17 protein-coding genes and 1 other RNA gene are annotated in these 24,157 nt (G+C 66.4%); 8 read left to right on the forward strand and 10 right to left on the reverse strand.

Going from position 1 to position 24,157, the window contains the following annotated elements; translation table 11 throughout:
- Nucleotides 1–2 precede the first annotated feature (2 nt).
- The 3 genes from CR156_RS00340 to CR156_RS00350 form a co-directional block, all read right to left on the reverse strand.
- Entirely contained in the window at nucleotides 3–2,996 is a 2,994-nt protein-coding gene (locus tag CR156_RS00340) for an ATP-binding protein (protein ID WP_100551546.1), read from the reverse strand.
- 99 nt (nucleotides 2,997–3,095) lie between these two features.
- Entirely contained in the window at nucleotides 3,096–3,818 is a 723-nt protein-coding gene (locus CR156_RS00345) for a fimbrial biogenesis chaperone (protein WP_100551547.1), read from the reverse strand.
- A 60-nt stretch (nucleotides 3,819–3,878) separates the two neighbouring features.
- Entirely contained in the window at nucleotides 3,879–4,391 is a 513-nt protein-coding gene (locus tag CR156_RS00350) for a fimbrial protein (protein ID WP_100551548.1), read from the reverse strand.
- Nucleotides 4,392–4,716: 325 nt separating this feature from the next.
- Here CR156_RS00350 and CR156_RS23100 point away from each other — a divergent pair, with 325 nt between their 5' ends.
- From CR156_RS23100 to CR156_RS00365, 3 genes are read left to right on the forward strand one after another with little or no spacing between them, the layout of a single operon-like run.
- Nucleotides 4,717–5,571: a fimbrial protein gene (locus tag CR156_RS23100; RefSeq protein ID WP_223880237.1), complete on the forward strand. Its 855-nt coding sequence runs from the start codon at nucleotides 4,717–4,719 to the stop codon at nucleotides 5,569–5,571.
- Entirely contained in the window at nucleotides 5,568–8,084 is a 2,517-nt protein-coding gene (locus CR156_RS00360; protein ID WP_100551549.1) for a fimbria/pilus outer membrane usher protein, read from the forward strand. The genes CR156_RS23100 and CR156_RS00360 overlap by 4 nt, the downstream gene beginning before the upstream one ends.
- 38 nt (nucleotides 8,085–8,122) lie before the next feature.
- Nucleotides 8,123–8,632: a fimbrial protein gene (locus CR156_RS00365; RefSeq protein WP_223880238.1), complete on the forward strand. Its 510-nt coding sequence runs from the start codon at nucleotides 8,123–8,125 to the stop codon at nucleotides 8,630–8,632.
- A gap of 94 nt (nucleotides 8,633–8,726) precedes the next feature.
- Here CR156_RS00365 and CR156_RS00370 read toward each other — a convergent pair whose 3' ends face one another.
- Both CR156_RS00370 and CR156_RS00375 read right to left on the reverse strand, forming a co-directional pair.
- A complete protein-coding gene (locus CR156_RS00370) occupies nucleotides 8,727–9,137 on the reverse strand; it encodes a hypothetical protein (RefSeq protein WP_100551551.1) in 411 nt (136 codons plus the stop codon).
- 504 nt (nucleotides 9,138–9,641) lie between these two features.
- Nucleotides 9,642–12,029, reverse strand: coding sequence for an autotransporter family protein (locus CR156_RS00375; RefSeq protein WP_100551552.1), 2,388 nt, complete (start codon nucleotides 12,027–12,029; stop codon nucleotides 9,642–9,644).
- A 356-nt stretch (nucleotides 12,030–12,385) separates the two neighbouring features.
- Here CR156_RS00375 and CR156_RS00380 point away from each other — a divergent pair, with 356 nt between their 5' ends.
- Nucleotides 12,386–15,640 carry an autotransporter family protein gene (locus CR156_RS00380; protein WP_100551553.1) on the forward strand — a complete coding sequence of 1,085 codons (3,255 nt, stop codon included), beginning with the start codon at nucleotides 12,386–12,388 and terminating at the stop codon, nucleotides 15,638–15,640.
- 207 nt (nucleotides 15,641–15,847) lie between these two features.
- Here CR156_RS00380 and CR156_RS00385 read toward each other — a convergent pair whose 3' ends face one another.
- The 3 genes from CR156_RS00385 to CR156_RS00395 all read right to left on the reverse strand — a co-directional run bounded on the left by CR156_RS00385 (nucleotide 15,848) and on the right by CR156_RS00395 (nucleotide 19,437).
- Complete coding sequence (locus tag CR156_RS00385) at nucleotides 15,848–17,233, reverse strand: FAD-binding oxidoreductase (protein ID WP_100551554.1); 1,386 nt, start codon at nucleotides 17,231–17,233, stop codon at nucleotides 15,848–15,850.
- Nucleotides 17,234–17,357: 124 nt separating this feature from the next.
- Nucleotides 17,358–17,726 carry a YraN family protein gene (locus tag CR156_RS00390; protein WP_409349538.1) on the reverse strand — a complete coding sequence of 123 codons (369 nt, stop codon included), beginning with the start codon at nucleotides 17,724–17,726 and terminating at the stop codon, nucleotides 17,358–17,360.
- Entirely contained in the window at nucleotides 17,716–19,437 is a 1,722-nt protein-coding gene (locus CR156_RS00395; RefSeq protein ID WP_100551556.1) for a penicillin-binding protein activator, read from the reverse strand. The genes CR156_RS00390 and CR156_RS00395 overlap by 11 nt, the downstream gene beginning before the upstream one ends.
- An 81-nt stretch (nucleotides 19,438–19,518) precedes the next feature.
- Between CR156_RS00395 and rsmI the strand changes: the two genes are divergently transcribed.
- The 3 genes from rsmI (at nucleotide 19,519) to rnpB (ending at nucleotide 21,735) form a co-directional block, all read left to right on the forward strand.
- On the forward strand, nucleotides 19,519–20,337 hold the full coding sequence (gene rsmI, locus CR156_RS00400; protein ID WP_100551557.1) for a 16S rRNA (cytidine(1402)-2'-O)-methyltransferase: 819 nt from the start codon (nucleotides 19,519–19,521) through the stop codon (nucleotides 20,335–20,337).
- A 163-nt stretch (nucleotides 20,338–20,500) separates the two neighbouring features.
- A complete protein-coding gene (locus CR156_RS00405) occupies nucleotides 20,501–21,268 on the forward strand; it encodes a PDZ domain-containing protein (RefSeq protein ID WP_165780959.1) in 768 nt (255 codons plus the stop codon).
- Nucleotides 21,269–21,383: 115 nt separating this feature from the next.
- An RNA gene (gene rnpB / locus CR156_RS00410) (RNase P RNA component class A) lies at nucleotides 21,384–21,735 on the forward strand.
- A gap of 78 nt (nucleotides 21,736–21,813) precedes the next feature.
- Here rnpB and CR156_RS00415 read toward each other — a convergent pair.
- Nucleotides 21,814–22,293 (reverse strand): DM13 domain-containing protein, encoded by a 480-nt coding sequence (locus CR156_RS00415; protein ID WP_100551559.1) that lies wholly within the window; start codon nucleotides 22,291–22,293, stop codon nucleotides 21,814–21,816.
- Nucleotides 22,294–22,609: 316 nt separating this feature from the next.
- Nucleotides 22,610–23,386, reverse strand: a complete 777-nt coding sequence (locus CR156_RS00420) for an NRDE family protein (protein WP_100551560.1) — start codon at nucleotides 23,384–23,386, stop codon at nucleotides 22,610–22,612.
- A gap of 324 nt (nucleotides 23,387–23,710) precedes the next feature.
- Here CR156_RS00420 and mraZ point away from each other — a divergent pair, with 324 nt between their 5' ends.
- Nucleotides 23,711–24,157, forward strand: coding sequence for a division/cell wall cluster transcriptional repressor MraZ (gene mraZ / locus CR156_RS00425; protein ID WP_025876601.1), 447 nt, complete (start codon nucleotides 23,711–23,713; stop codon nucleotides 24,155–24,157).

Raw genomic sequence — 24,157 nt, forward strand, 5'->3', positions numbered from 1 at the left:
CGTCATGCCCGCTGTTGCGCGGCAACCTGTCGTTCGATGCTCGCCGCGATCAACGCGATAGCTTCAACGACGGTTGCCTTCGACGTCGCATCTGTCACACCGGCGCTGTGCAGGGCCTGCTCGGCCTGTTGGCAGCTGCGCGCCGCCTGGGTCTCCCCCAGAAATGCCAGCGCGCCGGCAAAGCTGTGCAGCAGATCGATCAGGGCCGGTGCATCGGCGCTGTCCAGCGCCTGGATCAGCGCCGTGTAATCACGATGCGCGGTTTGCAGGAACGCCTCGCGCATCTGCCGCTGAACCACCTCGCTTACTGCCGGGGGTAACGTTGGCCGGATCGTGCGATCAAGATCGAATCCGTGCAGCGCGGCCTCCAGCGAGGGCAGGTCGAGTGGCTTCAGCAGCAGGGTGGACATGCCTGCTTCGCGTACGCGTCGCGCATCTTCGGGCATCGCGTTGGCGGTGAGCGCCACGATGGGGATGGAGGGATCGTCCGCACGCAGCTTCCGGGCCAGCCCGTATCCGTCCATGCGTGGCATGTTCAGATCGGTCAGCACGATATCGAACCGGTCCTCGCGCCAGCGCTGCCACGCCTCCTCTCCGTCGGCCGCGAGGGTGACCTGCCAGCCGAGTGCACGCAGCTGTCCCAGCGTCACGTCACGACTGATCACGCTGTCATCCACCAGCAACGCGTGGCCGCGCGAGGGATGCGCGCGCTCGACAGGCGCCGGCCGTGGCAGCGCGTCTGCCACGGCGGTGGTCCGGCCTGCCGGAATGTCCGCGTGGAAAACGCTGCCGTTGCCCGGCGTGCTGCGCACGCCGATGGTGCCGCCCAGCAGTTCGGTGAAGCGCTGGCACAAGGCCAGCCCTAGGCCGCTGCCGCCGTGCTGCCGTGCCGAGCCGGCACCGACCTGCACGAACGGCTTGAACAGCTTGTCCTGCGCCTCGGCATCGATGCCCGGGCCCGTATCGCGGACCTCCACGTGCAGCCATTCCGTGCCATCAGGCCGCACCGAGGCATCAACGCTGACCGCCACCATTCCCGATGCCGTGAACTTCACTGCATTGCCAACCAGGTTGTTGATCACCTGCGCCAAGCGGCCTGCGTCGGCTACGTAGGCGGGTCCCAGCGCATCGCCCGTGTGCAGCTCCAGGCGCAGGCCCTTCGCGCTGGCCTGTGGTTCGAACAGCGTCGCAGTCTGCTGCAGCAGCGCACGCGGATTGAAAGGTGCCGGCTCCAGCGTCATCAGCCCGGCTTCGATGCGGGAAAGGTCCAGGGTGTCGTTCACCAGCCCCTGCAGCACATCAGCGGCACTGCGCGCACGCGTGACATGCGCGTGCGACGCCGGTGGCATGGCCTGGTGCGCAAGCAGTTCAAGATGGCCGAGCACGCCGCTCAAGGGGGTGCGTATTTCGTGGCTGATCATCGCCACGAAGGCGGTCTTGGCGTGGTCCGCAGCCTCGGCATCGTGCTGGGCTCGTTCGGCATGCCGGCGTGCATCCAGCAGGCGCTGCTGGGTTTCCTTCTGCGCGGTCACATCGGTTACCGCGGAGACCCAGATCGCCCGCCGCTGGTAGCGCGAGGCGGCCACGATGGACTGCAGGTAGCGCGGGGAGCCTTGCTCATCCGAGGAGGGTGCCTCGAACAGCTGGCCGTGCACCTGGCCGTCAACGCGTTGCACCAGGCGGCCGACCAGCACGTCCATCAGGTTGCCGGCGGCGTCGCCGATCAACTGCTCCAGTGCCTGGTTATGCAGGATCACCTGCCCGCTCTGCTGGTCGAGCAGGCACAGGCCCACCGGCGAGGTTTCGATCAGCGTGCGGCTCAGCGCTTCGCTTTCATGCACCCGTGCGGCTTCCTCCAGCGCCGGCCGCAGCACGCGCCGGTCCACCAGCAGCAACAGCGTCCACAGCGCGGCCAGCAACGCTGCCAGGGCCAGCCCACCGCCGAGCAGATAGATCCGCTGCGCCGCCCAGATGTCGCTCCAGCGGTAGAGCCGCAGCAGTGTCCAGTCGATGCCATGCAATGGCGTGGATACCACGAAGGCACAGCCGTCAGGCAGTGCCAGCATCGTAGGCCGGGGCGATGGCACGGCGCGCAGCGCAGGCCCGGAAATTGCAGCGTCCACCGCGCTGCGCAGAACATCGTTCTGCTGGCGGTCCAGCACCACCCACGTGCCCGGGCTGGCCTCCTCCAACCGCTCGCGCAGGCCTTGCAGAGGTTCAAACGTCAGCCGGTTGATGAAGGGGGTACCGTTGCTGCGCAGACGCATCTGGGTGACCAGCGCATCCTCGCCGGTGAAGGGATTGCGGCCGAAGTAGGCGCGCAGCCAACCGCTGGCCAGTTGAAGCTCGGAGTCCGCACCCGCCGACTGCCAGCCCGCATCGGCGGTCTGGACCAGCACGGCCAGCGCCTGCTCACGGCTCTGCACCTTCATGAGCTGCAGCAGCTGCGCTTCATCATGCAGTCCAGCAATCGCAAACAGGCGGCCTTCCGGTTCGAAGGCGAAGGAGATCAAGGAGGTGGGCGAATCCTGCGCCGCCACGGTTGCGGCCATGTACGCCGAATAAGTCTGCACCATGCCCAGGTACGCCGCCTCCGCCTGGGGCGGAAGACGGCCATCGCGCGGGGACAGCGCCAGCCAGGGGACGGACAGGGCGCCCGGTGCCATGACGCCTGCGGCGCCCTCCTGTGCCGAAAAGCGCTCACTGATGGACATGCCTCCGGCCACCAGCGCGGGCTGCTGGGTGGCCCACAACGTGGCGTTGGTGTTCAAGCTGGCCACGTAGGCCCGCCTGCGCTCGCCGATGTAGCGATCCACCGTCTGCTGGCCGCGTCGTAGTGCTTCGCGCTCGTTGATATGCACGGTTTCCAGGCGCAGCCACAGCGCCGCGCAGCCGGCAGCCAGCAGCAGCAGGGTCAGGATGGCACCGCCGCCGAACAGCAGCCGGCGCTGCAATCGTTGCAGGGTGGCCAGCACGGAGCCCGAGGGTGACGCCATGGTGCGAACCTGCGACGTGCGGGTGTGGACTACAGCCTGCCGCGCGGGCCGCCCTCAATGCAAGCAGTCGCCGATGCAGTGCGTAAGCGCAGTTTGCGCCTACCGTCCAACGCGCGCTTCGGCTTCGCGCGGCGTGCCGTAATCATCCAGCCACTTGAATGCCACCGTCGCTGGCATCGTGGCACCCTCCGGCAGCGCATAACGCACCTGTGCCCCCGGCGCAATCATGTCCACCTCCACGCTGCTTCCATCGGCCAGCGTCAACGTGCTCAACGTCACGTGGTACGCGCTCGGGTTGCGTACCTGCAGGGTATCGCCATCGGCAGACCACTGCAGCGTGGCTGCTGCGTCGCGCGCATTGCCCGGCAGTCCGGCGGGGCGATGGAACAGCTTCACCCGCGTACGCACCGCGAACTGCAGCAGGTTCTTGCCGCTGGCATCGCTGGGCTTGGGCGGAATGTCCAGCAGATTGAAATAGAACACCGATTCGCGATCGGTCGGCAGCGGCGCCTCCGATGGGCGCGGTGCGTAGGTGACGCGATATGCCTGGCCCTGCTTCGGCTGCAGCAGGCGTGGCTCGGCCGGTGTCAGCCTGAAGGGAGTGCGCACGTTCTCCGGGCGCGACTGGCTGTCGCCGTCGTCGATCCACACCTGCGTCATCGCCGGCAACTCGCCCACGTTGCTGGCCTTGACCGTCACGTCGCGGCCCTTGCTGGCGTCGTGCACGATGCGCGTGCCCTGCAGTGTCACCGCGGCCGATGCCGGCGGCGCCACCGACACGGCCAGCAGCGCGCATATCCACGCCTCGGCGCGTAGTTTCATGGTCAACCTCATTCAAGGGTGCAGGCCAGCACAGCGTGGCGCTGGCCTGCCGGAAGTGGATTACTTGTAGAGCACCACGAAGTCGCCCGAGGCATTGGCGGTGCCTGCCTGCGCGTTCTGCGCCGGTGAGGCGTACCACGCGCTGTAGTCCAGCTGGCCGCTGCCACCGGCGGCGATGGTCACCCACACCGCCGGATCTTCACCGATCTTCTGCTGGTTGCCCGCGGCGTCGTAGAGGGCCACGCCAACATTGGCTGCAGAAGACGCTGCCGTCAGTGCCAGGTTGCCGGTACTGCCATCGGGCGTACCGCCGAAGCGCACACCCACATCCTGTGATGCACCCGAGCCGGAGCAATCCAGCGCGATGGTGAAGTTCTTCTGGCCGGCGCGGGTGCTGGCGTTGACCGAGGCCAGATCGACCTTGCCCATCGGCACGGTGATGGTGCCGCCGGTGGAGCCCACCGAGCAGGTGGAAGTCATCAGTTCACCAGTGATTTCCAGCGTTTCGGCAGATACCGACGGCGCGACGACGGTGAGGGCGGAAAGCGACAGGAGGCGGAGTGTGAGTGGCATGACAGTTCTCTGTAGTGGAATGGAGGCACGCGGTGACCGCCCATGGCAGTCAGCCCGGGTAGTTTCGATGCGCGCGTCAGGCTGCGGTATGCAACAAGTTGTAAAAGCGCGTTGACGTTCGCGAACTGCAATTAATCCGATAGGAAGTGGCAGTGCCGCTGCCTAGACTGCGCGGCCTCGATTGGTTGTCGAAGGACTTGAATTGGTACTCCGCCGAAACTACTGGCGCGCGCTGTCATGGCGATTGCTGCTGTTGGCACCGGCAGCGCTGTTGCTGGCATCTCCGGCTGTCGCCTGCCAGCGACTGGTCCTCGGTGATCAAACCTTGGACGACAACATTACGATGCCCAATCTGGACCTGCCAGACCGTTACTACCGTGGCACGGGGGGCTACCTGACCGATGCGTACGAGTGCCCGGCGGGAACGGCCGAGTTCGTGGTGGATGTATCTCTGGCAGGCCTGACCTATGTGCGCGACATCGTCTATGACGGCATGGTATGGGCAGCCTACGGATTCAGCGATCGCTCGCCGTTGATTGGCATGGTGTACCAGCTGACTGGCAGCTCAAACCAACCATTGCACCCTGGGCAGCGCATCACCCTTGATGCTTCCGTTACGAGCAACGGCAAGAAGAATGCTGGTGTGATCATCCGGTACTTCTTTCGGGGGGGCGCCATGGAAAGCGTGCCCTACAGGCATCTCGGCACAGTCGAAGCCTGGCCGGTGAGTGATCCCAGTCAACGCCTGCTTTCGCCCATCGCGCTGGGTTTTACCGTTCCCCCCGTCACCTGCACCCTTGCCAACGCCTCCCACACTCTCGACGACGTTCTCGCCAACGAACTCGCCGCCAGCGGCAGCAACGCGAAGGAATCCAGCTTCGACGTCGCGATGAACTGCCCGATGGACAACATCGACGTGCAGCTGTCGCTGGCCGACGCGAATGATCCAGGCAGCAGCAACGGCCAGCTTGCCCCAGCCCCCGGTGCCACCGCTGGCGGCGTGCAGGTGCAGCTGCTGCGTGGTGGCCAGCCGGTGCAGTTCGGCCAGGCGTGGTCGCACGGCTGGTCCAGCAAGGGCCAGCAGGCCATTCCGTTCAGTGCGCGCTATCTGCGTACGGCCGACCCGCTGGTGCCCGGCGACGTCAAAGGCGAGGCGGTGCTGACCGCTGACTACCGATGATTGCCGTTGGCCATGCCCGAGCCGTCACGCGATCGCTCTGCGGCGCCATCGGTGCGGTGTTGTCGACGGGGCTGGCGTTCGATGCCGCCGCCGCGCCGGTCGAGTTCAGCGAAGGCTTCCTGATTGGCGGCGAAGCCATCGACATGGCGCGCTATGCCAACGGCAATCCGTTGCCGGCTGGCGATTACGCGGTGGACGTGCACGTGAACGGCGAGTACCTGCGCAGCGAGGACATCCGCTTCGTCATTGAAGACGATCCGCAGATTGCGGTGGCGTGCCTGACACCGGCGCTGGTGCGTGGGCTGCCGTTGAAGCCTGCGTTCCTGGAGGCACTGCCGGCCGAAGAAAGCACTTGTGTGGATCTTCCAGCGCTGGTGGCGGGCGCCAGCACCACCTTCGACAGCGGCGAACTGCAGTTGTCCCTCAGCATTCCGCAAGCGGCGCAAGCCATCGCCGCGCGCGGCTTCGTGGCGCCGGAACTGCGCGACGACGGCATCACCGCTGCCTTCATCGATTACAGCGCCAACCATTACCGCAGCCAGGGCAACGACAGCAGCTACCTCGGCCTGCAGGCGGGCTTGAACCTGGGCGCATGGCGCCTGCGCCACCGCGCGTCGCTCACCCATGGCAGCCAGGGCACCCGCCACCAGGTCATCAGCAGCCACCTGCAGCGCGACATTCCGCGCTGGAACAGCCAGCTGCTGCTGGGCCAAGGCAACACCGGTGGCGAGCTGTTCGAAAGCGTGCCGTTCACCGGTGTGCGCGTGGCCAGCGACGAACGCATGCTGCCCGATTCACTGCGTGGCTATGCACCGGTAGTGCAGGGCATTGCCGAAGGCAACGCGGTGGTCACCATCCGCCAGAACGGCAACATCATCCACGAGAGCAACGTCGCGCCCGGTCCGTTCACCATCGAGGATCTCTACCCCACCAACTTCGGCGGCGACCTGGACGTCAGCGTCACCGAAGCCGATGGGCGCGTGCAGCGCTTCAGCGTCAATTTCTCCGCCGTGCCGCAGGCGTTGCGTGCCGGGTCGTCGCGCTTTGCGGTCACCGCCGGCGAGCTGCGCGACACCGGCAATACGCTGCAGGCGCTGCGCTTCACCGAAGGTACCTACGCGCGCGGCGTGAACAACCGGCTTACCGTGCTGGGTGGCGCGCAGCTGGGTGAGGACTATCGCGCGCTGCTCACCGGTGCCGCGGTCAACACGGCCATCGGTGCGTTCGGTGCCGATGTGACCCATTCGCGCGCGCGCCTGCGCGGCAGCGAGACGGTCACCGGCAACAGCTTCCGCTTGAATTATCAGCGCTACGTGGCGCGCACCGGTACCAACTTCGGCCTGGCCGCGTACCGCTACAGCACGCGTGGCTTCCTCAGCCTCAACGACGTGGCGCGTGCGCAGAACGACGACTGGGGCTATGGCCAGCGCGCCCGCCAGCGCTACCAGGTGAACTTCTCGCAGAAGGTGGGGCAGCGCAGCAACCTGTATCTCAGCGGCGGCCACGTGGCGTACTGGGACAGTGCGCGACGCCGCAACGATTTCCAGCTGGGCTTCCAGAGCACGTTGGGGCGGGTCAACTATGGCGTGTCGGCACTGCGCTACCGCTTGGGCGATGGCCGCCAGGACACGCGCTATGCGTTCACCCTCAGCGTGCCGCTGGGCCGCAGTGCCAACGCACCGCGTGCCAGCACCCAGCTCAGCCAGGCCGACAGTGGGCGGCAATCGCAGCTGGGCATCAGCGGCAGCCTGGGTGAGTCACGTGCGCTCAGCTACAGCCTGTCCGGCGCGCAGGGCAACGGACAGAACAGCCACAGTGCCTATGCCGCGTGGCAGGGCAGCCGTGGCAACCTCAACGCCGGCTACAGCCGCAGCGGCGACTACAGCAGCCTGTCGCTGGGTGCGTCCGGCAGCGTGGTGCTGCATGGCGGTGGCCTCAACCTGGGCGCGCCGGTGGGCGAGGGCTTCGCGCTGGTGCAGGCGCCAGGTGCGCAGGGCGCGCGCATCGGCAGCAGTACCGACCTGCGCGTTGCGCGCAATGGCTACGCGTTGCTGCCGCACATCAGCCCCTATCGCTGGAACACCATTGATCTGGATCCCTCCGGTCTGCCGATCGAGGTGGAGCTGCTGCAGACCTCGCAGCGTGTGGCGCCCACCGCCGGTGGCATCGTGCGCGTGCCGTTCCAGGTGCGTCGCGAACGCACGCTGTTCATCGACGCCACCGATGCCTTGGGCCAGCCGCTGCCGTTTGCCGCGGTGGTGCAGACCGAAGACGGTACGCCGGCCGGTGCGGTGGGGCAGGGCGGGGTGATCCAGCTGCGGGGTGCACAGGACAGTGGCGCGTTGATTGTCGACCCCGATGGCAAGCGACGCTGCCGCATCGACTACCGCATGCCCGATGCACCGGACGCCTACGGCCTGTCATGGAGCCAGACGGTGTGCGTGCCGCAGCCGTTGCCGCCGGAGAGCCAGCAGGCGGGCACGCCGGAGCGGGAAGAGGGCGCCGCCCCATGAGTTTCGTCTTTCCTTTCATCGTTCACAGGAGTCCAGCCATGTCCCGTTCCCTTCTTCAGTTGATCGGGGGGCCGATGCTGTGCCTGATCGCGTCGGCCGCAGGTGCGCAGGCCACCCTCACCATCAGCGGTCGCGTGCTGCCGGGCACCTGCACGCTTGCAGCCCCGGCGATCGCGCTGGACCCGGTGAAGGCCGATGAGATGACGCCAGGTGCCGCCAACAGCGTGAAGGCAGGTGCGTTGAACTTCACCGGCTGCGTGGGCGTCAGCCGCGCGCGCCTGTCGTTCGATGGCACGGCCGCCGACGGCGACCCGGAGCGCTGGAAGAACACTGCCGCCGCCACGCCAGCAACGGGTGTGACGGTCGCGCTGCTGGCTGGCGCGACCGGCAACACGTACCTGAAGAAAGGCGACGCCGACATTCCGGTGGCGGTTTCTGGTGCCACGGCCTCTTATCCGCTGCGGGCGGGCTACTTCATCCCCAACACCAGTGGCATCAACGCCGGCAACATTTCCACCGAGATCGTGGTAACAGCTGCCTACGATTGATCGCCGATCCGGCCCTGTAGAGCCGAGCCATGCTCGGCTGCTCTTCGATCAGGATCCAGGCAAGCCGAGCATGGGCTCGGCTCTACAAGTGCCGCTAAGCAGCCCGCAACTGCACATCCACATACTCGGCCAGCCCACGGCAGGCCAGCAGCAATCCCTCACGCACGTCATCGCCTACCTGCTGCCCCTCGTCGCCATCCACGCGCACACGCTCGATGGCGTGCAGCAGTTCCAGCAGCAGTGTCAGCCCGGCATTGGCGCGGTCGATGCGTGCCATCGCGATGCCATGGCCCTGATTGCGGGCTTTCCAAGGCCAAGGGCGTCCGTCGGCGGCCTCCACGTGGCGAATGCGCTGCAGGCAGCCGAGCAGGGTGATGCCTTCGTCGGCGTGGGCGCCCATCGTGCTGCCCAGGGTGGTTTCCAATGCCTTTGCCAGGTCGTCCGGCAGGCGTTCGACGGCGTCGCCCAGGGTGGCGAACAGATAGGGATAGAGTGAAGAAGTCATGGCGGCGTCCTTGAGTGCGAAGCAAGGGGCCGCCCTCGCGCTGGGCGAGGGCGGCGGACGGTGCGTGGTTGCAATACCGGTGGCAAAAACGCGAAACGCCGGCGGGCACGAAGCCCCCACGCACCGCCCGCCATAGATGCACGGACGGATTGCCTGCCGACGCCGCCCAACAAGGAAAGAGCGACGCCGACAGGCAAGCGTAAACAACGTCTTTGCCAAACGGGATTGCAAGCCCGTGCCACCCGTTGTCGGTGGCGCGCCATGATGTGCACGGAAGTGCTGCTATACCAATCAGAAAAGTTTCAATTTCGAAAACGTTGCAGATTCACTGAGCATGCAATGCGCGAAGCCAGGTTCACATCGGCGTGGCAGTTGCGACACTTCTGTAGAGCCGAGCCCATGCTCGGCTCACCGCGTTCTATCGAAAAGCAGCCGAGCATGGCTCGGCTCTACAGAAAGCAGAGCACGGCGCCGGAATCATCCGGCGCCGTGCGTGTTTCTACTTCACCACTTGTACGCAACACTCAGATTGGCAGTCGCCTCGCGGTAACCATGGTCACCGCGCATCACACCGAAGCCACCCCATGCGCTCAGGCCCGAACGGAAGTCCACGCGTGCACCGGCATTCAACTCGTAGCGGTTGGGCGGCACGCTGGCCTTCAACGCTTCATCGTCAAACGCCATGCCGTTGCTGGCGCCATCGCGGTACCAGTTGGCCACCACGTAGGGGCTGACCGAGGCGCCGGCGGCACTGTGGCCTTCACCCTGCAGGCGCAGGCCCGCACGGCCTGACAGGCCACTGTCGCCCAGGCTGCGCACCACGGTGCCGTTGGCTTCTGCGTGGCGGTCGGTGTTGGCGTCGGTGTACACCAGCTGCAATTCCGGCTGCAGGCTCAGCGCGGTGCTGCCGATCGCACCGATACCGATGCGGTAACCGGCCTCCAACGACGACTGCCACAGACCCGAGTCGTAACGCTCTTCGGCCAGGCCTTCGCCCTGCACGCGGTTGCGGAACTGGCCACGCTGCACGCTGGCATCCACATACAACGCATCGCTGTTCCAGTTGCCGTACACGCCCAGCGCGCCGCCTTCCACCTTGCCGCGTGCGCTGTAGCCGGTCAGCTGCGAGCGCGAAGTGGCACTGGATTGCGCGACGGTACCCATCACGCCCACACGGCCACGGCCGTTGTCGAACACGCCGATGTCCGCGCCCAGCTGCAGGCGCGAGCGGTCCACGCGCAGGTCGAGCTGGTCATCCACTGCGCCCAGTTTGCTCTGGGTAGCGTCAACACGGGCCCAGCCACGGACGCCATCCGCTGCAGCGGCGCCGCCCTGGCGGTCGCGCCAGCCATGACGCAGCAGCTGGTCCAGCGCGAACTGGTTGGCCAGGTAGGCGCCGGTCTCCGGGCGCAGCACCGGGATGGGATCGATCGGGTCCACCGGGTCGATCGGATCCACGATCGGCTTGCACTGCGGCAGGGTCGGGTCGGCCAGGCACGGGTCCGGCGCGGTGGCCAGCTCCGAACGCAGATACCAGCCGCCGTTGGTCGCATCCTTGAACAGGAAGTACTCGTACTGCCCACCCACGGCGCGGCCGCTCAGGTCGAACTGCGCATTGGACGCACCGCCCACGCGGATCAGCTCGATGCCCTTGTCGGTCTTCGCACCGGCACCGCCGGCGTTGAGCACGCGCACGTTGGCCTGGCCATTGGCATCACCGGCGATGATCAGCTTGTCGGTGGCCGAGGCGTCATCGCCCAGCACGGTGTTGAAGCCCAGCGTGCCGCCATTGCCGGTGAAGGTATCCACGCTGAGGGTGTTGAAGGTGCTGCCATCGCCCAGCGCCACGGTACCGGTGCCGCCCAGGGTGAGGTGGCCGACGTTGCTGTCGCCGGTCATCAGCCAGGCGCTGTCGGTGTCGATGGTGGCGCTGGTGACGTTGAGGAAGCGGCCATTGATCTGCGCCTTGTTGCGCAGGGCTACGTTCAATTCCCCGAGCGTGGTAGCAGTATCGAAGTTGACGTTACCGATCAATCGCGCGTCATCCACGGTGAAATTGACCGTGCCTTCGCCGGCACCCACTGCCGGATTGGAGGTGCGGAGCAGCAGCAGGTTGCCGTCACCGGAGATCAGCTGCGAGCCGTTGGTCACGGTGATGTCGTACCGCGCGTCCGGAGTCAGCGAGAACGGAACCACACGAATGGCAGCACCTGTATCGGACTTCAGTACCGAGTTGTCGACGCGGACCGCAATAACGCCGGTGAAGCCGGGCAGATCACTTCGAGCGGCAAGGTAGGCCGCCGTGTTGCCACCCTCGATGCGGGATCCGTTCTGGATGGTCATGCTGCCGAAGAACATCCGAATGCCATGTCCATTGTTCAAGTCGGGTGCACCGGCGGTCTGTTCGGCGCGGACGAAGCTGGAATCGATGATGGCGGATGCGTTGGATGTACTCCCACTGGAGCTCTGAGTAAGGTCAACGCCTATAAATCTGGAGCTGGTGATCCTGCTGCCCACGATGTTTGCGGACGCCGTTTCGTAGAGGCTGACAGTGCCGTCGCGCACGAAGGAGCCGGACATTTTCAGATGAGAGTTGCCCCTCATCTGCACCAGGGCGCGGTCACCCGCGGTGGTCGAGGCGATCGTCGCGCCATTGAGGTTTACCACCGAGTCGAAGCTATTGATGGAGTCGGCCTGCGCGCCGTTGACCGTCAGCGTCGAGCCGTTGATCAGCTTCCAGACTTCCACTAGGTCGCCGGCAACCACCTCGGCGGTCTGTCCATCAAGATCACCGGCGGTAACTGCGCCCACCGGTGCAACAGCGAGGGCCAACAGGAGGCCACGCGCCAAGGGACGCAGTGCGGGCAGGCTTCGGGGAAGGGAGTGAGTCATGGTGGGTCCTTTGGCTGGAAACGGCTGGGGACACCTCAACGTTCGACAACACCCCTGTTCAGGCAGATGGATATGATCATCACATCGTGAAATTCTTGTGAAGTTCCGGGCGAGATACGAACGGCTGTGTCCTGATCGGCCGCCAGTGTCCAACTCCGCCCCGGCAGTTCCCATGCAATTAGTTGCAAAGGCCGCTTCTTACCCAGGGCGATATGGGAAGGGTTAAGCCCGGATCAACGTGTGGCCGGACACGGCACGGTCGCCTGCGACAATGGAGCGCAGGTGCGATTGCAAGCAATTCGATGGTGTGCGGTACCGCAAGGCGGGAGCCTGTGCCCCCCGCTCAGGAGCCCCCCATGCATACCGCACCTCTTCATCGCCACCGCTTGGCTACTGCCCTGGCAGGTGCCCTTATTGCTTCGCCAACCGTGCTTGCGCAACAGGTGGTGGCCGACGGCGACCTGCAGCAGCCGCCCGCTGGCGAGTACCACACCACCGATCCGGTCCTGCCTGGTGACCCGGCCGGTTATGTCTTCCATGCGCTCAATGGTGGCCGCATCGAAGCGATGGATGCCATTTCGCTGCGCTCCGAAGGTGCGGGTGCCGCGGCCGTCCGGTTGGAGAACAGCGGAACTACTGTCGACCTGATGGGGTATGCGGAAATCGTCACAGTGGGTGATGGTGCTGCAGGCATTTCGGTGCAGGATCGCGCACAGTTGCGTGCTGAGAACGTACGCATCGATACCCAAGGTGTGAACAGCCACGGTATCGAGGCCGACGCTGGAGTCGCGGGCGTAAGCGCGGGCGACATCATCACCCGTGGGCAAGGTGCGCATGGTCTGACCGCCAGCAGTGGCGGTTACATCAATCTGCTCGGCGGGACCGTGGTTGCCGAAGGTGCCAACGCACATGCTGCAGTGGCCAGTGGTGCACGCAGCATCGTGCATGTTGAATCGGCAACCTTGACCACTCGCGCCGCCGGCGCCACGACCGCACTGGCGACGCTGGGCGGCACGCTGGAGCTGCGTGACACCCGGGTGGTGAACGAGCGCAACGGCTTTGGCGTGATCGTCCACGCGGGCAGTCAAGCCACGTTGAACAACGTCGATATCCTCATGCAGGGCGACAATTCCTTTGGCCTGTCAGGTGGTGGCGAGATTGTCATGACCGGCGGATCGATCACCGCGCTGGGTGCGGGCAGTACAGCGGTGAGCCTCAACGAGGGGCAGGCGCGTGTGGAAAACGTGCAGGTGCAGGGAACCAACGGCATCCTCCTGCACGAGCGGAGCCGCCTGGATCTGGTCGGGAGCACGGTGATGTCCAGTGGGGTGGCGTTGGACATCAACGGCATGGGCAACGTAGTGAACGTGCAGGACTCCATCCTGCACAGCACGGGCAACGCCGCAGCCGGCATCCAGATCTACCAGTCGTCCACCCTGGACATGACCAACAGTACGATCCGTACCGAGGGTGACCGAGCAGTGGGGATCGATAACCGGGCGGGCGAGGTGACACTGCAGAGTGTCGATGTGCAGACCGGAGGCGTGTCAAGCCATGGCCTGTATTCGGAGTTCGCCGGTTTTGGCAGCCGCCCACGGATCCAGGCCGCCGAATCCCGCATCGCGACTTCCGGTGCGAACGCTGTTGGCGCTCTTGCCCGCAACGGGGGCTCGCTTGAACTGTTGGAAAGTCAGGTGCTGACCCAGGGAGCCGGTGCGCATGGTGTGCTGGCCGGTGGCAGCGGCACCTTGGGGCTGGTCGGCACCCATGTGCGTACCGAAGGTGAAGGTGCCTGGGCCGCAGTGATCAACGACAACGGCCGCATGACCATCGACGGAGGCTCGCTGGTCAGCGCCCGGCATGGCGGCGTGTGGCTGCGCAGCAGCCGCGATCCGGGCCTGACCTTGAGCAACGGCGCGGTGGTATCGGGCGGCAACGGCATTGGCCTGGCATTGGATGCTGCCGTGGCCGGGCGCTTCGATGTGGCGTTGGAGGGACGTTCGCAGCTGTTGGGCGACATCGTCATCACCCCGGCAGACGAGGATGCGGGTCTGGTACCGCAGTCGGACGTGCATGTGCGGTTGGCCGACGGTTCCTTGTGGGCGGGTACGTCCGATCTGGTGCAGACCCTGGCGCTGGAAGGCGGCAGCCAGTGGACGTTGACCGGTGACGCCACCGTGGGCGAGCTGCAGGCGCGCGACAGCGTGGTGGCGTTGTCCGATGGCAGCGGCCGCTTCAATACGCTTACCGTGGACGGTGATCTGCACAGTGAGGGCGCGCTGTTCCTGTTCCAGGGTGCGCTGGCTGGTGATGATTCGGCCATCGACCACCTGCATGTGCGTGGCGATACTTCCGGTGATGCCTTGATTGCGGTGAACAACATCGGTGGTGTGGGCGCGCCCACTGTGGATGGCATCCAGCTCATCGAGGTGGAGGGTGCATCGCTGGCAAGCTACACGCTGACCGGGCGTGCCGTGGGTGGTTCGTATGAGTACTTCCTGTTCCAGGGCGGCATGACCGATCCGAACGATGGCCACTGGTACCTGCGCTCGCAGTGGTTCGATGTCTGCGAGGACGACCCGGCGGCGCCGGGCTGTGCGGTTGATCCGGGCCCGGGCCCGGGGCCTGATCCGGGTGAAGGCGGTGAAGGTGGGGAGGGCATCGGTCCGGTCGATCCGATCCGGCCACCGCCGGTGTTGCGCCCGGAGGCTGGCGCTTACCTGGCCAACCAGTCGGCGGCGGTGAACATGTTCGCCCATCGCCTGAGCGATCGGACCGGTGCACTGAACAGTGGCGACGGGCGGAATGCCTGGGCCCGCGTGGGCCGCCAGCAGGCTGACTTCAGCGCGGTGGGCGGGCAGCTGAGCGTGGATGGTTCGACGTCGGTGCTGCAGATCGGCAGTGACCTGCTGCGTCGCGGTGACGTGGTGTTCGGTGTGATGCTGGGCAGTGGTCGCGCCGACAGCAGCGTGGTTTCGCAGCTGACCGGCTATGGCGCCAAGGGCCGCGTGCGCGGCAACGCTGTGGGCGTGTACGGCACCTGGCTGCAGAACGGCGGCGGGGAAGAGGGGGCGTACGTGGATGCCAACGTGCAGGTGGGGCGTTTCGACAACCGCGTGCACGGTGTCGGGCTGGAGCGCGAGAATTACGACGCGCGCATGACCAGTGCGTCGCTGGAAAGTGGCTATACCATCAACGCGTGGCAGGGGGCATCGTCAGCGCTGTACCTGCAGCCGCAGCTGCAGCTGTCCTACCTGGATTTCCGGGCCGGCCGTCACGTGGAAAGCAACGGAACGGTGGTCGATGGCAGTGATGCAGGCGGTCTGAGCAGCCGCCTGGGTGTGCGCGTGTTCGGCCGAAGCACGGTGGACGGCAACGTGGTGCAGCCCTATCTGGGCGTGAACTGGTTGCACAGCAGCGGCACCAGTACGTTGGATTTCAATGGACAGACGCTGGGTGCGGATGTGCCGCGCAATCGCTATGAAGTGCAGGCCGGTGCCGAGCTGAAGCTGGGCCAGCGCTGGGGCGTGTGGGGCGGAATGACCGTGCAGCACGGTGACCATGGCTACCGCAACGTGGGTGGTCAGGTGGGTATGCGCGTGGCCTGGTAAGCGGCGAATGCCGGGGTCGGATCCCATTGCGAAGGCAATGGGCTCTGACCCCAACCACTCCTGCACACGGACTTCTGTAGAGCCGAGCCCATGCTCGGCTCACCGCGCGAAGCGCGGGTGCATCGTGATCTGAACGGAGAGCAGCCGAGCATGGGCTCGGCTCTACAGGTGCGCGCCCCGGTAGCGCCGGGCCATGCCCGGCGGGTGTCACACCGGCGGCAGCACCTTGCCCGGGTTGAGAATCCCATCCGGGTCCAGCGCGTGCTTGATCGCGCGCATCGCCGCCAGCGTCGCCGGGGTAAATGCTTGGGCCATGAAATCGCGCTTGGCCAGGCCAATCCCGTGTTCGCCCGACAACGTGCCACCCAATGCCAGCGTCAGTTCGAAGATCTTCGGCAGCGCCGCATGTGCGCGTGCGTTCTCGTCGGCGTCGTCCGGGTGGTAGAGGATGTTGACGTGTAGGTTGCCGTTGCCGGCATGGCCGAAGGTGACGATGGTGAGCGTGTACTCGCGCGCCAATGCCTGCACGCCGGATACGAGTTCCGGAATGCGCGACACCGGTACCACCACGTCTTCGTTGATCTTGCCCGGGGCGACGCTGCGCAGCGCGGGCGACAGCGCCTTGCGTGCGGCCCACAACTGATCGCGCGCACGGCCTTCCATCGCCACGTCCAGCTCGATCATGCCGTCGCCCTCGGCGGCGTTGGCCAGTGCCTGCAGCAGGTAGGGCAGAGTGTCGTGGTCGCCATCGGCCTCGACCAGCAGCATCGCACCGGCTTCCGGCACGTCGGCACCGTTGAGGCGCAACAGCTGCAGGCTGCGTGCGTCCATGAATTCCAATCGAGTCGGAACCACGGGTTGCGACATCAGCCGCGACACTGCAGCGGCGGCCGCATCGGCATCGCGGTACAGCACGCGCAGGCCAGCCTGGCTGACCGGCAGCGGGGTCAGCTTCAGCGTCGCTTCCACGATCAGTGCCAGCGTGCCTTCGCTGCCTACCAGCAGGTGGGTGAGGTCGTAACCGGTGGCGTCCTTGGTGTAGGCGCCGCCGCAGCGGATCACCTCACCGGTACCGGTCACCGCCACCAGGCCCAGCACGTTGTCGCGGCTGGTGCCGTACTTCACCGCGCGCGGGCCGCCGGCATTGCAGGCGAGGTTGCCGCCGATGCTGCAGATCTCCGCGCTGGAAGGATCGGGCGCCCAGAACAGGCCGTGCGGCGCCAGCGCCTGCTGCAGCGTTCCATTGAGTACGCCTGGCTGCACCACCGCGCAGCGGTCACCGGCGCGGATCTCGAGGATGCGGTCCATGCGGGTGAACGACAGCACGATGCTGCCGGGCAATGGCACCGCCGCACCGGTGGTGCCGGTGCCGGCTCCACGTGCGACCAGTGCCACGCCATGCGTACGGCAGGCGCGCACCAGCGCCTGCACCTGTTCGACATCTGCCGGCAGTGCCACGGCTGCCGGGCGCTGGTGGCGCCAGGAGTTGTCCTGCGCGTTCGCTTCCAGTGCGCCGTCATCCATGCGCCAGCCACCGGCACCCAGCAGGGCGGACAGTTCGGCAACCAATGCGGCGGGCAGGGCAGTACTCATGACGGATCTCGTGGGGCAGCAGGGAATCAGTTGGTAGATGCCAACCTTGGTTGGCATAACGGCGCCGACCAAGGTCGGCCTCTACCAAAGCGGGGCACCACCGCGTGGGTGATGATGGAAGGCATCAGTAGTCATCCAGCCGGAACGCATCCCGCAGCCAATGCAGCTGCGGCGGATCACCGGTAGCTTCAACCACATCAAAGCGGCAGGGCGCATTGGCCACGGCGGGATGTTCCTGCAGGTACAGCTGTGCGGCATGCACCAGCCGTCGGCATTTGCGTGGATCGACCGAGGCCGCGCCGCCACCGAAGTCCTGTCGTGCGCGGTAGCGCACTTCCACGAAGACCACGGTGCCGGCGTCATCCATCACCAGATCCAGTTCACCGCCGCGATAACGCACGTTGCGTGCGCGCGGCTGCAAGCCGGCCTGCTGCAGATGCTGCTCGGCGGCGGTTTCCACCGCCGAGCCACGTTGCAGGTGCTCAGCGACCACCGGCGATCGGCATCGGCCGGCCACCGCTGAAGGTCGACCATGCCGGCTGGCGCAGGATGTTGCCGTTGCTGTCCAGGTACAGCGTGCCGGTGGCGCCGTCCAGGCCGCCTTCGGTGGCCAGCTTGTCCAGGTAGGAACTGATCTTCCAGGCATCGGCGCCGAAGGCGAACAGTCGGCTGGCCGCGCCGCGCGCACTGGGCAGGGTCTGAGCGACCTGGGCAGCGGACGGCACGCCGGACACGCTGCGCACGTTCCAGGCTTCGTTCGGGTAGATGATGCCGTCCAGCGCCACGTCTTCTTCGACCTTGCCGCTGCCGGTGGTCAGCTGCGACGTGCCCACGCGGGTGGCACCACCGGCACCGGCCAGCGCCAGCTGCGGCGCCAGCAGGCGGGCCTGCGGTGCACGTACGGCCAGGAACACGGCATCGACGGCGCCGGCGTTGCGCACCTGCGCGCTGACATCACCCACCGTTTCGCTGACAGCAATGGTGGCGGCGACGCTGCCGCCACGCTGGGCAAAGCGCTGTGCGAATGCGGCAGCGGCGCGGCGGCCGGTGTCGTCGCTGCTGTTGATCACCAGCGCCTTGCTGCGCTCGCGGCCACGCATGTATTCGGCGGCGACGATGCCGTCGTCTTCCGGCGCCAGCGAGAAACCGGCACTGCCGGCCGGCGGCGCATCCTTGCCGCGGTTCAGGCCCAGCACCGGTACCGGCAGCTGCTGGCGGCCATACACGGCATCCACCTCGTCGCGGCCGAGCGGGCCGACCACGAAGTCGGCGCCGGACGCCACGGCCTTGTCATACGCGGCCAGCGCACCGGCCGGGGTACCGGCGGTGTCGAAGAAGTTGACCTCCGGACGACGACGGGTTTCGCCGTAGTACGCGCTGAGCAGGCCATCGCGCACTGGCTGCGCGGCCGTGGCCAGGCGGCCGCTGAGCGGCAGCAGCACGGCCAGCTTGGCCGGCGGGCGGTAGCCATCGCTCATCGCCGGCGGGCGCTTGCTGGTGTCGAACTGGGCGGCGCCATCGCGATCGAACGGGCGCGGCAGCGGCAGGCCACGGGCGATCAGCGCGCGGCCAGCGAAGTTGTACAGCGGGTCATTGGCCGGCAATGCAGCGGCACGACTGCGCAGGGTGGCATCGTCGAGGGTGCCGAGCAGACCGGAGATGGCCGCCTGGTTCTCGCTGCGCGCAGCGCCGGCCAGACCGGCATGTGCACGGGCGCGTTCGGTGGCGGCGCCGAACGCGTCGCCGGTGGCCTGCAGGGCATTGGCGCGGGCCAAGAACCAGCGCGTGCGCAGGCTCGGGTGCACGTTGTCGCCATGATCCTTCAGCAGGGCCAGCGCCTGCGCCGGCTGCTTGTCGGCCAGCGCCAGTTCGGCACTGGCCAGCTGGTAGCGCTGCAGGCTGGCGCCGTTCACCTGGCGGGCGGTCACCTGGCCCAGCAGGCTGCGCGCGCGGGCGCTGTCACCGGCCAGATGCCAGGCCCAGGCCGCATCGGCCAGGGCGTTGCTGCGGGCACCACCACGCAGGGTGGCGGCCAGCGCTTCCAGTTGCAGGGCGGCGTCGCGCGGCTTGCCTTGTTCGATCAGCGCCAACGCCTGGCTCTGGGCCGGCGATTCGGGCGCGCTGACGAGGCTGGTGGTGGCACAACCGGCCAGCAGCATCAACGACAGCGACAGGGCAGAGATGCGTGCGGCGGGCTTGTTCATGATCGGGTCCATGCGATGAGGGCAGCGGCCTTGGCCAGGTACACGCTAGGATTCTACCCTTGCCCCGTGAGTACCGCTGAAATGAGTGTCCCAACCCTGTATGTCGTCGCCACGCCGATCGGCAACCTGGCCGATCTGAGCCCGCGCGCGCAGGAAGTGCTGCGTTCGGTGGCGGCCATCTGCGCCGAGGACACCCGCCGCAGCGGCCAGCTGCTGTCCCATTTCGGCATCCAGCAGCCGCTGGTGGCCCTGCACGAGCACAACGAAGAGGCCCTGGCCCAGCGCCTGGTGGCACGCCTGCAGGCCGGCGAGTCGCTGGCGCTGGTCAGCGATGCCGGCACCCCGCTGGTCAGCGATCCGGGCTTCCGCCTGGTGCGCGCGGCGCGCGCGGCCGGCATCAAGGTCAGCCCGATTCCCGGCGCCTGCGCCGCCATTGCCGCGTTGAGCGTGGCCGGACTGCCCAGCGACCGCTTTACGTTCGAGGGCTTCCTGCCGGCCAAGGCCAGCGGCCGCCGCGACCGCCTGCAGGGGCTGGCCGGCGAAGTGCGCACGATGGTGTTCTACGAATCCTCGCACCGCATCACCGAATCCCTGGCCGACATGGCGGCGATCTTTGGCGGCGAGCGCCCGGCCGTGCTGGCGCGTGAGCTGACCAAGCTGTTCGAGACCGTGCTGGACGGCGACCTGGCCGGGCTGCTGGCGCAGGTGGAAGCGGACGACAACCAGCGCAAGGGCGAGTTCGTGGTGATGGTGCAGGGCGCTGGTGATGATGCCGAGGCGCAGCTGGCGCACGGCCGCCAGGTCTACGCCAAGCTGAGCGAGCACCTGCCGCCGTCGACCGCGGCCAAGCTGGCCGCCGAGTTGACCGGTGCACCGCGCAAGGCGTTGTACGGCAGTTGATCGAGGTTGGGTGAATCGCAGCCACGCATGGCGTGGCTCTACTGCGGTGCGGCGGGATCCACCCCATTGCGCGTGCACGGTAGATCCACGCCATGCGTGGATGAAGAAACCGCAGACAAGGACGAAAATGATGTCGGCAAAAGGATTTTCACTGGTGTTGGCCATGGCGGTTTCCGCCCACGCGTGGGCGGGCGAGGAGATCCGCCCCTCCGAGCTGGGGCCTGGCTTCACCGGCTATGCGCTGTTCGATCCTGGCCTGGTGCAGCTGCAGCAGGGGCCGTATGTGGAAGGCAACCACGCGATGGTCATCTACACCGCGGCGCGCGAAGCAGTAGACCTGGCCGAGGGCTGCCCGCAGGTGGATCCCGCCGCGCGCGAAGAGATCGAGCAGGCCTACCAGCAGATGGCGGCCGACCAGCACAGGTATGTCAGTGCGCGCCAGTGGACGCAGTTGCGTCGAGCGCTGCACGGCAGCTACAAACAACCGCCGCTGCGTGGCGTGCTGGAATGTGGCGCCTTTGCCTTGCAGGCGCCGCATTTCGATGAACGGCTGGAGGGGCGCCTGCTCGCCCACACCGAGATGTCGCGCTCTGCCAACGGCGCCGTCGATGATCGCGCCGACGCCTTGCGTCCGGCGTTGGGGCTGGGAATGGCGGGAGGAACGCTGGTCAATCACGTGCTCAGCGGCAGCAACGCCGAGCGGGCCGGCCTGCGCGCCAATGACGTGGTGCTGTCGGTGCAGGGCACCGCCGTGGCGACGACCTACGGCATCGAACAGGTCCTTCGCGCATATGCGCCTGGTGACCGCGTACAGCTGAAGGTGCGCCGCACGGTGCTGGATCTGGCAACCGGTGCCTCGTCGCAGGCGCTGGAGATCGCGCTGGTGCTGGAATCACGGGCGGCGTTGCTGACGCCTGCGCAGGCGCGTTAAGCCTGCAGGTGGCCTGTGCAGCCACGCATGGCGTGGCTCTACTGCCGGGATGGATGAACCGCGCGCCGTAATCAACCCGGCAGGGCAGGTCCACGTGCGGTAGAATGCGCGCGGCGGAGTCGGCCAGACAGTCGCGTCATCCCTTCGGGGGTGCCGAGGAAAGTCCGGGCTCCATAGGGCAAGGTGCCAGGTAACGCCTGGGCGGCGCAAGCCGACGGAAAGTGCAACAGAAAGATACCGCCTACGTCTTCTTCGGAAGGCCGGTAAGGGTGAAATGGTGCGGTAAGAGCGCACCGCGAGTCTGGCAACAGACCGGTACGGCAAACCCCACCTGGAGCAAGACCAAATAGGGATCCATTGGCGCGGCCCGCGTTGGATCCGGGTAGGTTGCTTGAGCGTTGCGGCGACGTAACGCCTAGAGGAATGACTGTCCACGACAGAACCCGGCTTATCGGCCGGCTCCGCCCCTTCATTCCATCCACGCATGGCGTGGATCTACCAGGTAGTGCCGGCCGCTGGCCGGCACCCGGAATCACCTGCCGGCCTCAGCCCGGCTTCCGGTACTGCCCGGCGGAAATGAACTGCGAGAAGCGCTCGCACCACACCACCACGGTGGTGAACTCATCCACGTCCACATCGGCCGGCACATCCACCAGGAAGCGGTTGAAGGTCTTGACCTCGCCGATGCGCTGGGCCTTGTCCTTGATCTTCAGGAAGTCGGCCTTGTTGTCGACGAAGTCGCGGACCAGGTAGACCTTGTAGTCCGGGCCCGGGCCCATCTTGCCGTCGAAGGCGACCTGGCGGGCGCTGACGCTGACCTTGCCATCGGCCCAATGCACCGCGTCACTGCCTTTGAGGTCGCGGCGGAAGGTGGTGCGGTAAGTAGCGTCGGCCATCGCGGTCTGTACCTGCTCGACCGGCGGATCGTCGGGGGCGATCAGGATGGGCAGGAAATACACGCCCAGGCCGAAGCCAAGGCCGAGGGTGAGTGCGTGGGTGGCGAGCAGGATGAGGATGCGGCGCATGGGGCCTCCTTGTGGGTGTGGATCGCGCGGCATGGCGCCGGGCAGGACCACCTTGGGAGGCTGGGGGCGACATTTATAGACACAGTGCCGAAGGCGAAAAGGGCACAGCGGGGTGTCTGTGGTGCTGTAGCCCTTGTGGCAGAGGCGGGTATTGGTCGCGCCCTGAAGCTGAATGACGCGTTTGGTCTGTCCCGTCGACGGCCCATTTGATGGAGAACACGACACGCGGGGCGCTGGTAGTGCCGGCCGCTGGCCGGCAGGCACGTGACCTGCCCGTAGGTGCAGAGGTTGCCGGCCAGCGGCCGGCACTACCGGGTCAGAAAATGACGTGACTCTGTCCGCTGGGTACGCCTTGCGGTCCAAAGCGGCGTTCATGGATTTCGCCGTGGCCGTTCGCGTCAATCAGCAGCACGGTGCTGGCGCGGGTGCCGTAATCGTCGCCACGGATGAAGGCGGGGCTGAGCCAGCGTTCGCGCTCCATGCCGATGCCGGTATCGGGCAGGTCGCTGTCGGCCGGGCGATGTTCGTCGGCCAGGGCGTTCCACAGTGGGGTCAGATCCCTTTCCCCTTGGGAACGGGATCTGACCCCGTCCTGTTCCAGCCAAGCGGAAAGGGCGTCCATCAACCGCCGGGTCTTCGGCCAGGGCGCGTCGATGGCGCCATTGGACATGCCATGTACGCCCGGGCCAAGCGTCTGTCGCTCGGCCGGGTGGTTGCCCAGGTATTCCAGGCTGTGGCCATCGGCCAGCAGCAGGTTGAACGGTGCGTAGGCAGCGGAGATTCCGGCCAGACGTTCTATATGCGTACCCGCCGGATCGCGGCCACGCAGGTAGTCGGCTACCAGCGCACCACGTGACGGCCCGGTCTGGGCAGCCTGCGGATCGCGGACGTTGGTCACCACCGCCATCCTGCCGCCGGCACCGACGCCGGCCCAGCCGCCGCCGGAGCGCAGGTCGCGCCCGCCGATGACGGACGTCTCATCCTGCCAGGGGGCCAGGGCCGCAGTCGGGCGGGCGTGGAACTCATCACGGTTGCCGGCCATGACCAACCGCCAGCGCGGGTGGTGCAGCCAGCCAAGAGCAAGCAGGCACATGGGGCCATTGTGCCCGGTTTGCGCAGAGTGGCGTCGCTTTCGGCCCGTTCTGGATGAATGCGCAGGCCATGTTTCACGCGCCCTCCACACCCCTGAACTTCCGTTCAATCTCAAAAATTGAGACGGATCAGCAACTTGTGGATAAACCTTGAACAACTCTCTAAACATTGGCGCAAGCCATTGATGCGGCTGGCGATTTCCCTGCTGAAAAGTTGTTGACAACCCTTTGGCCGCTGCTAAGGTGGGCATCAGAGGGAAATCCGGGTGTTTTGTGGATTTTCGTGGTTCAATGTTTCACCGGGCGAAGGATAAGGTGCAGGCGTCGTGTTCCAGGGCGAGACGGCCATCACAGTTGACGACAAAGGACGCATGGCGGTTCCCACCGCTCACCGCGACCTCGTTGCGCGCGTCAGCAACAACCGTCTCGTGTTGACCTACAACCCCTTCGAATCGGGCTGCCTGTGGCTGTATGCCGAGTCGGAATGGGAGCGGGTACGCGACGACGTCATGTCCAAACCCAACACACAGCGCGTCGTACGTCTGCTGCAGCAGAAGCTGGTCGGTTCAGCCGCCCACCTGGAGCTGGACGGCAACGGTCGCATCAGCATTCCCGCCAGCCACCGCGGTGCGGTGGGCATTGAGAAGAAGGCGGTATTGCTCGGTATGGGCGACAAATTCGAATTGTGGAGCGAGCAGGCGCATCGGGCCCTGATCCAGCAGACGTTGTCTGATGAGGATCTGGGTGATGGGTTGCTCGACCTGAAGTTGTGA

Origin of the sequence: Stenotrophomonas lactitubi (assembly GCF_002803515.1) — a bacterium.
GTDB lineage: Bacteria > Pseudomonadota > Gammaproteobacteria > Xanthomonadales > Xanthomonadaceae > Stenotrophomonas > Stenotrophomonas lactitubi.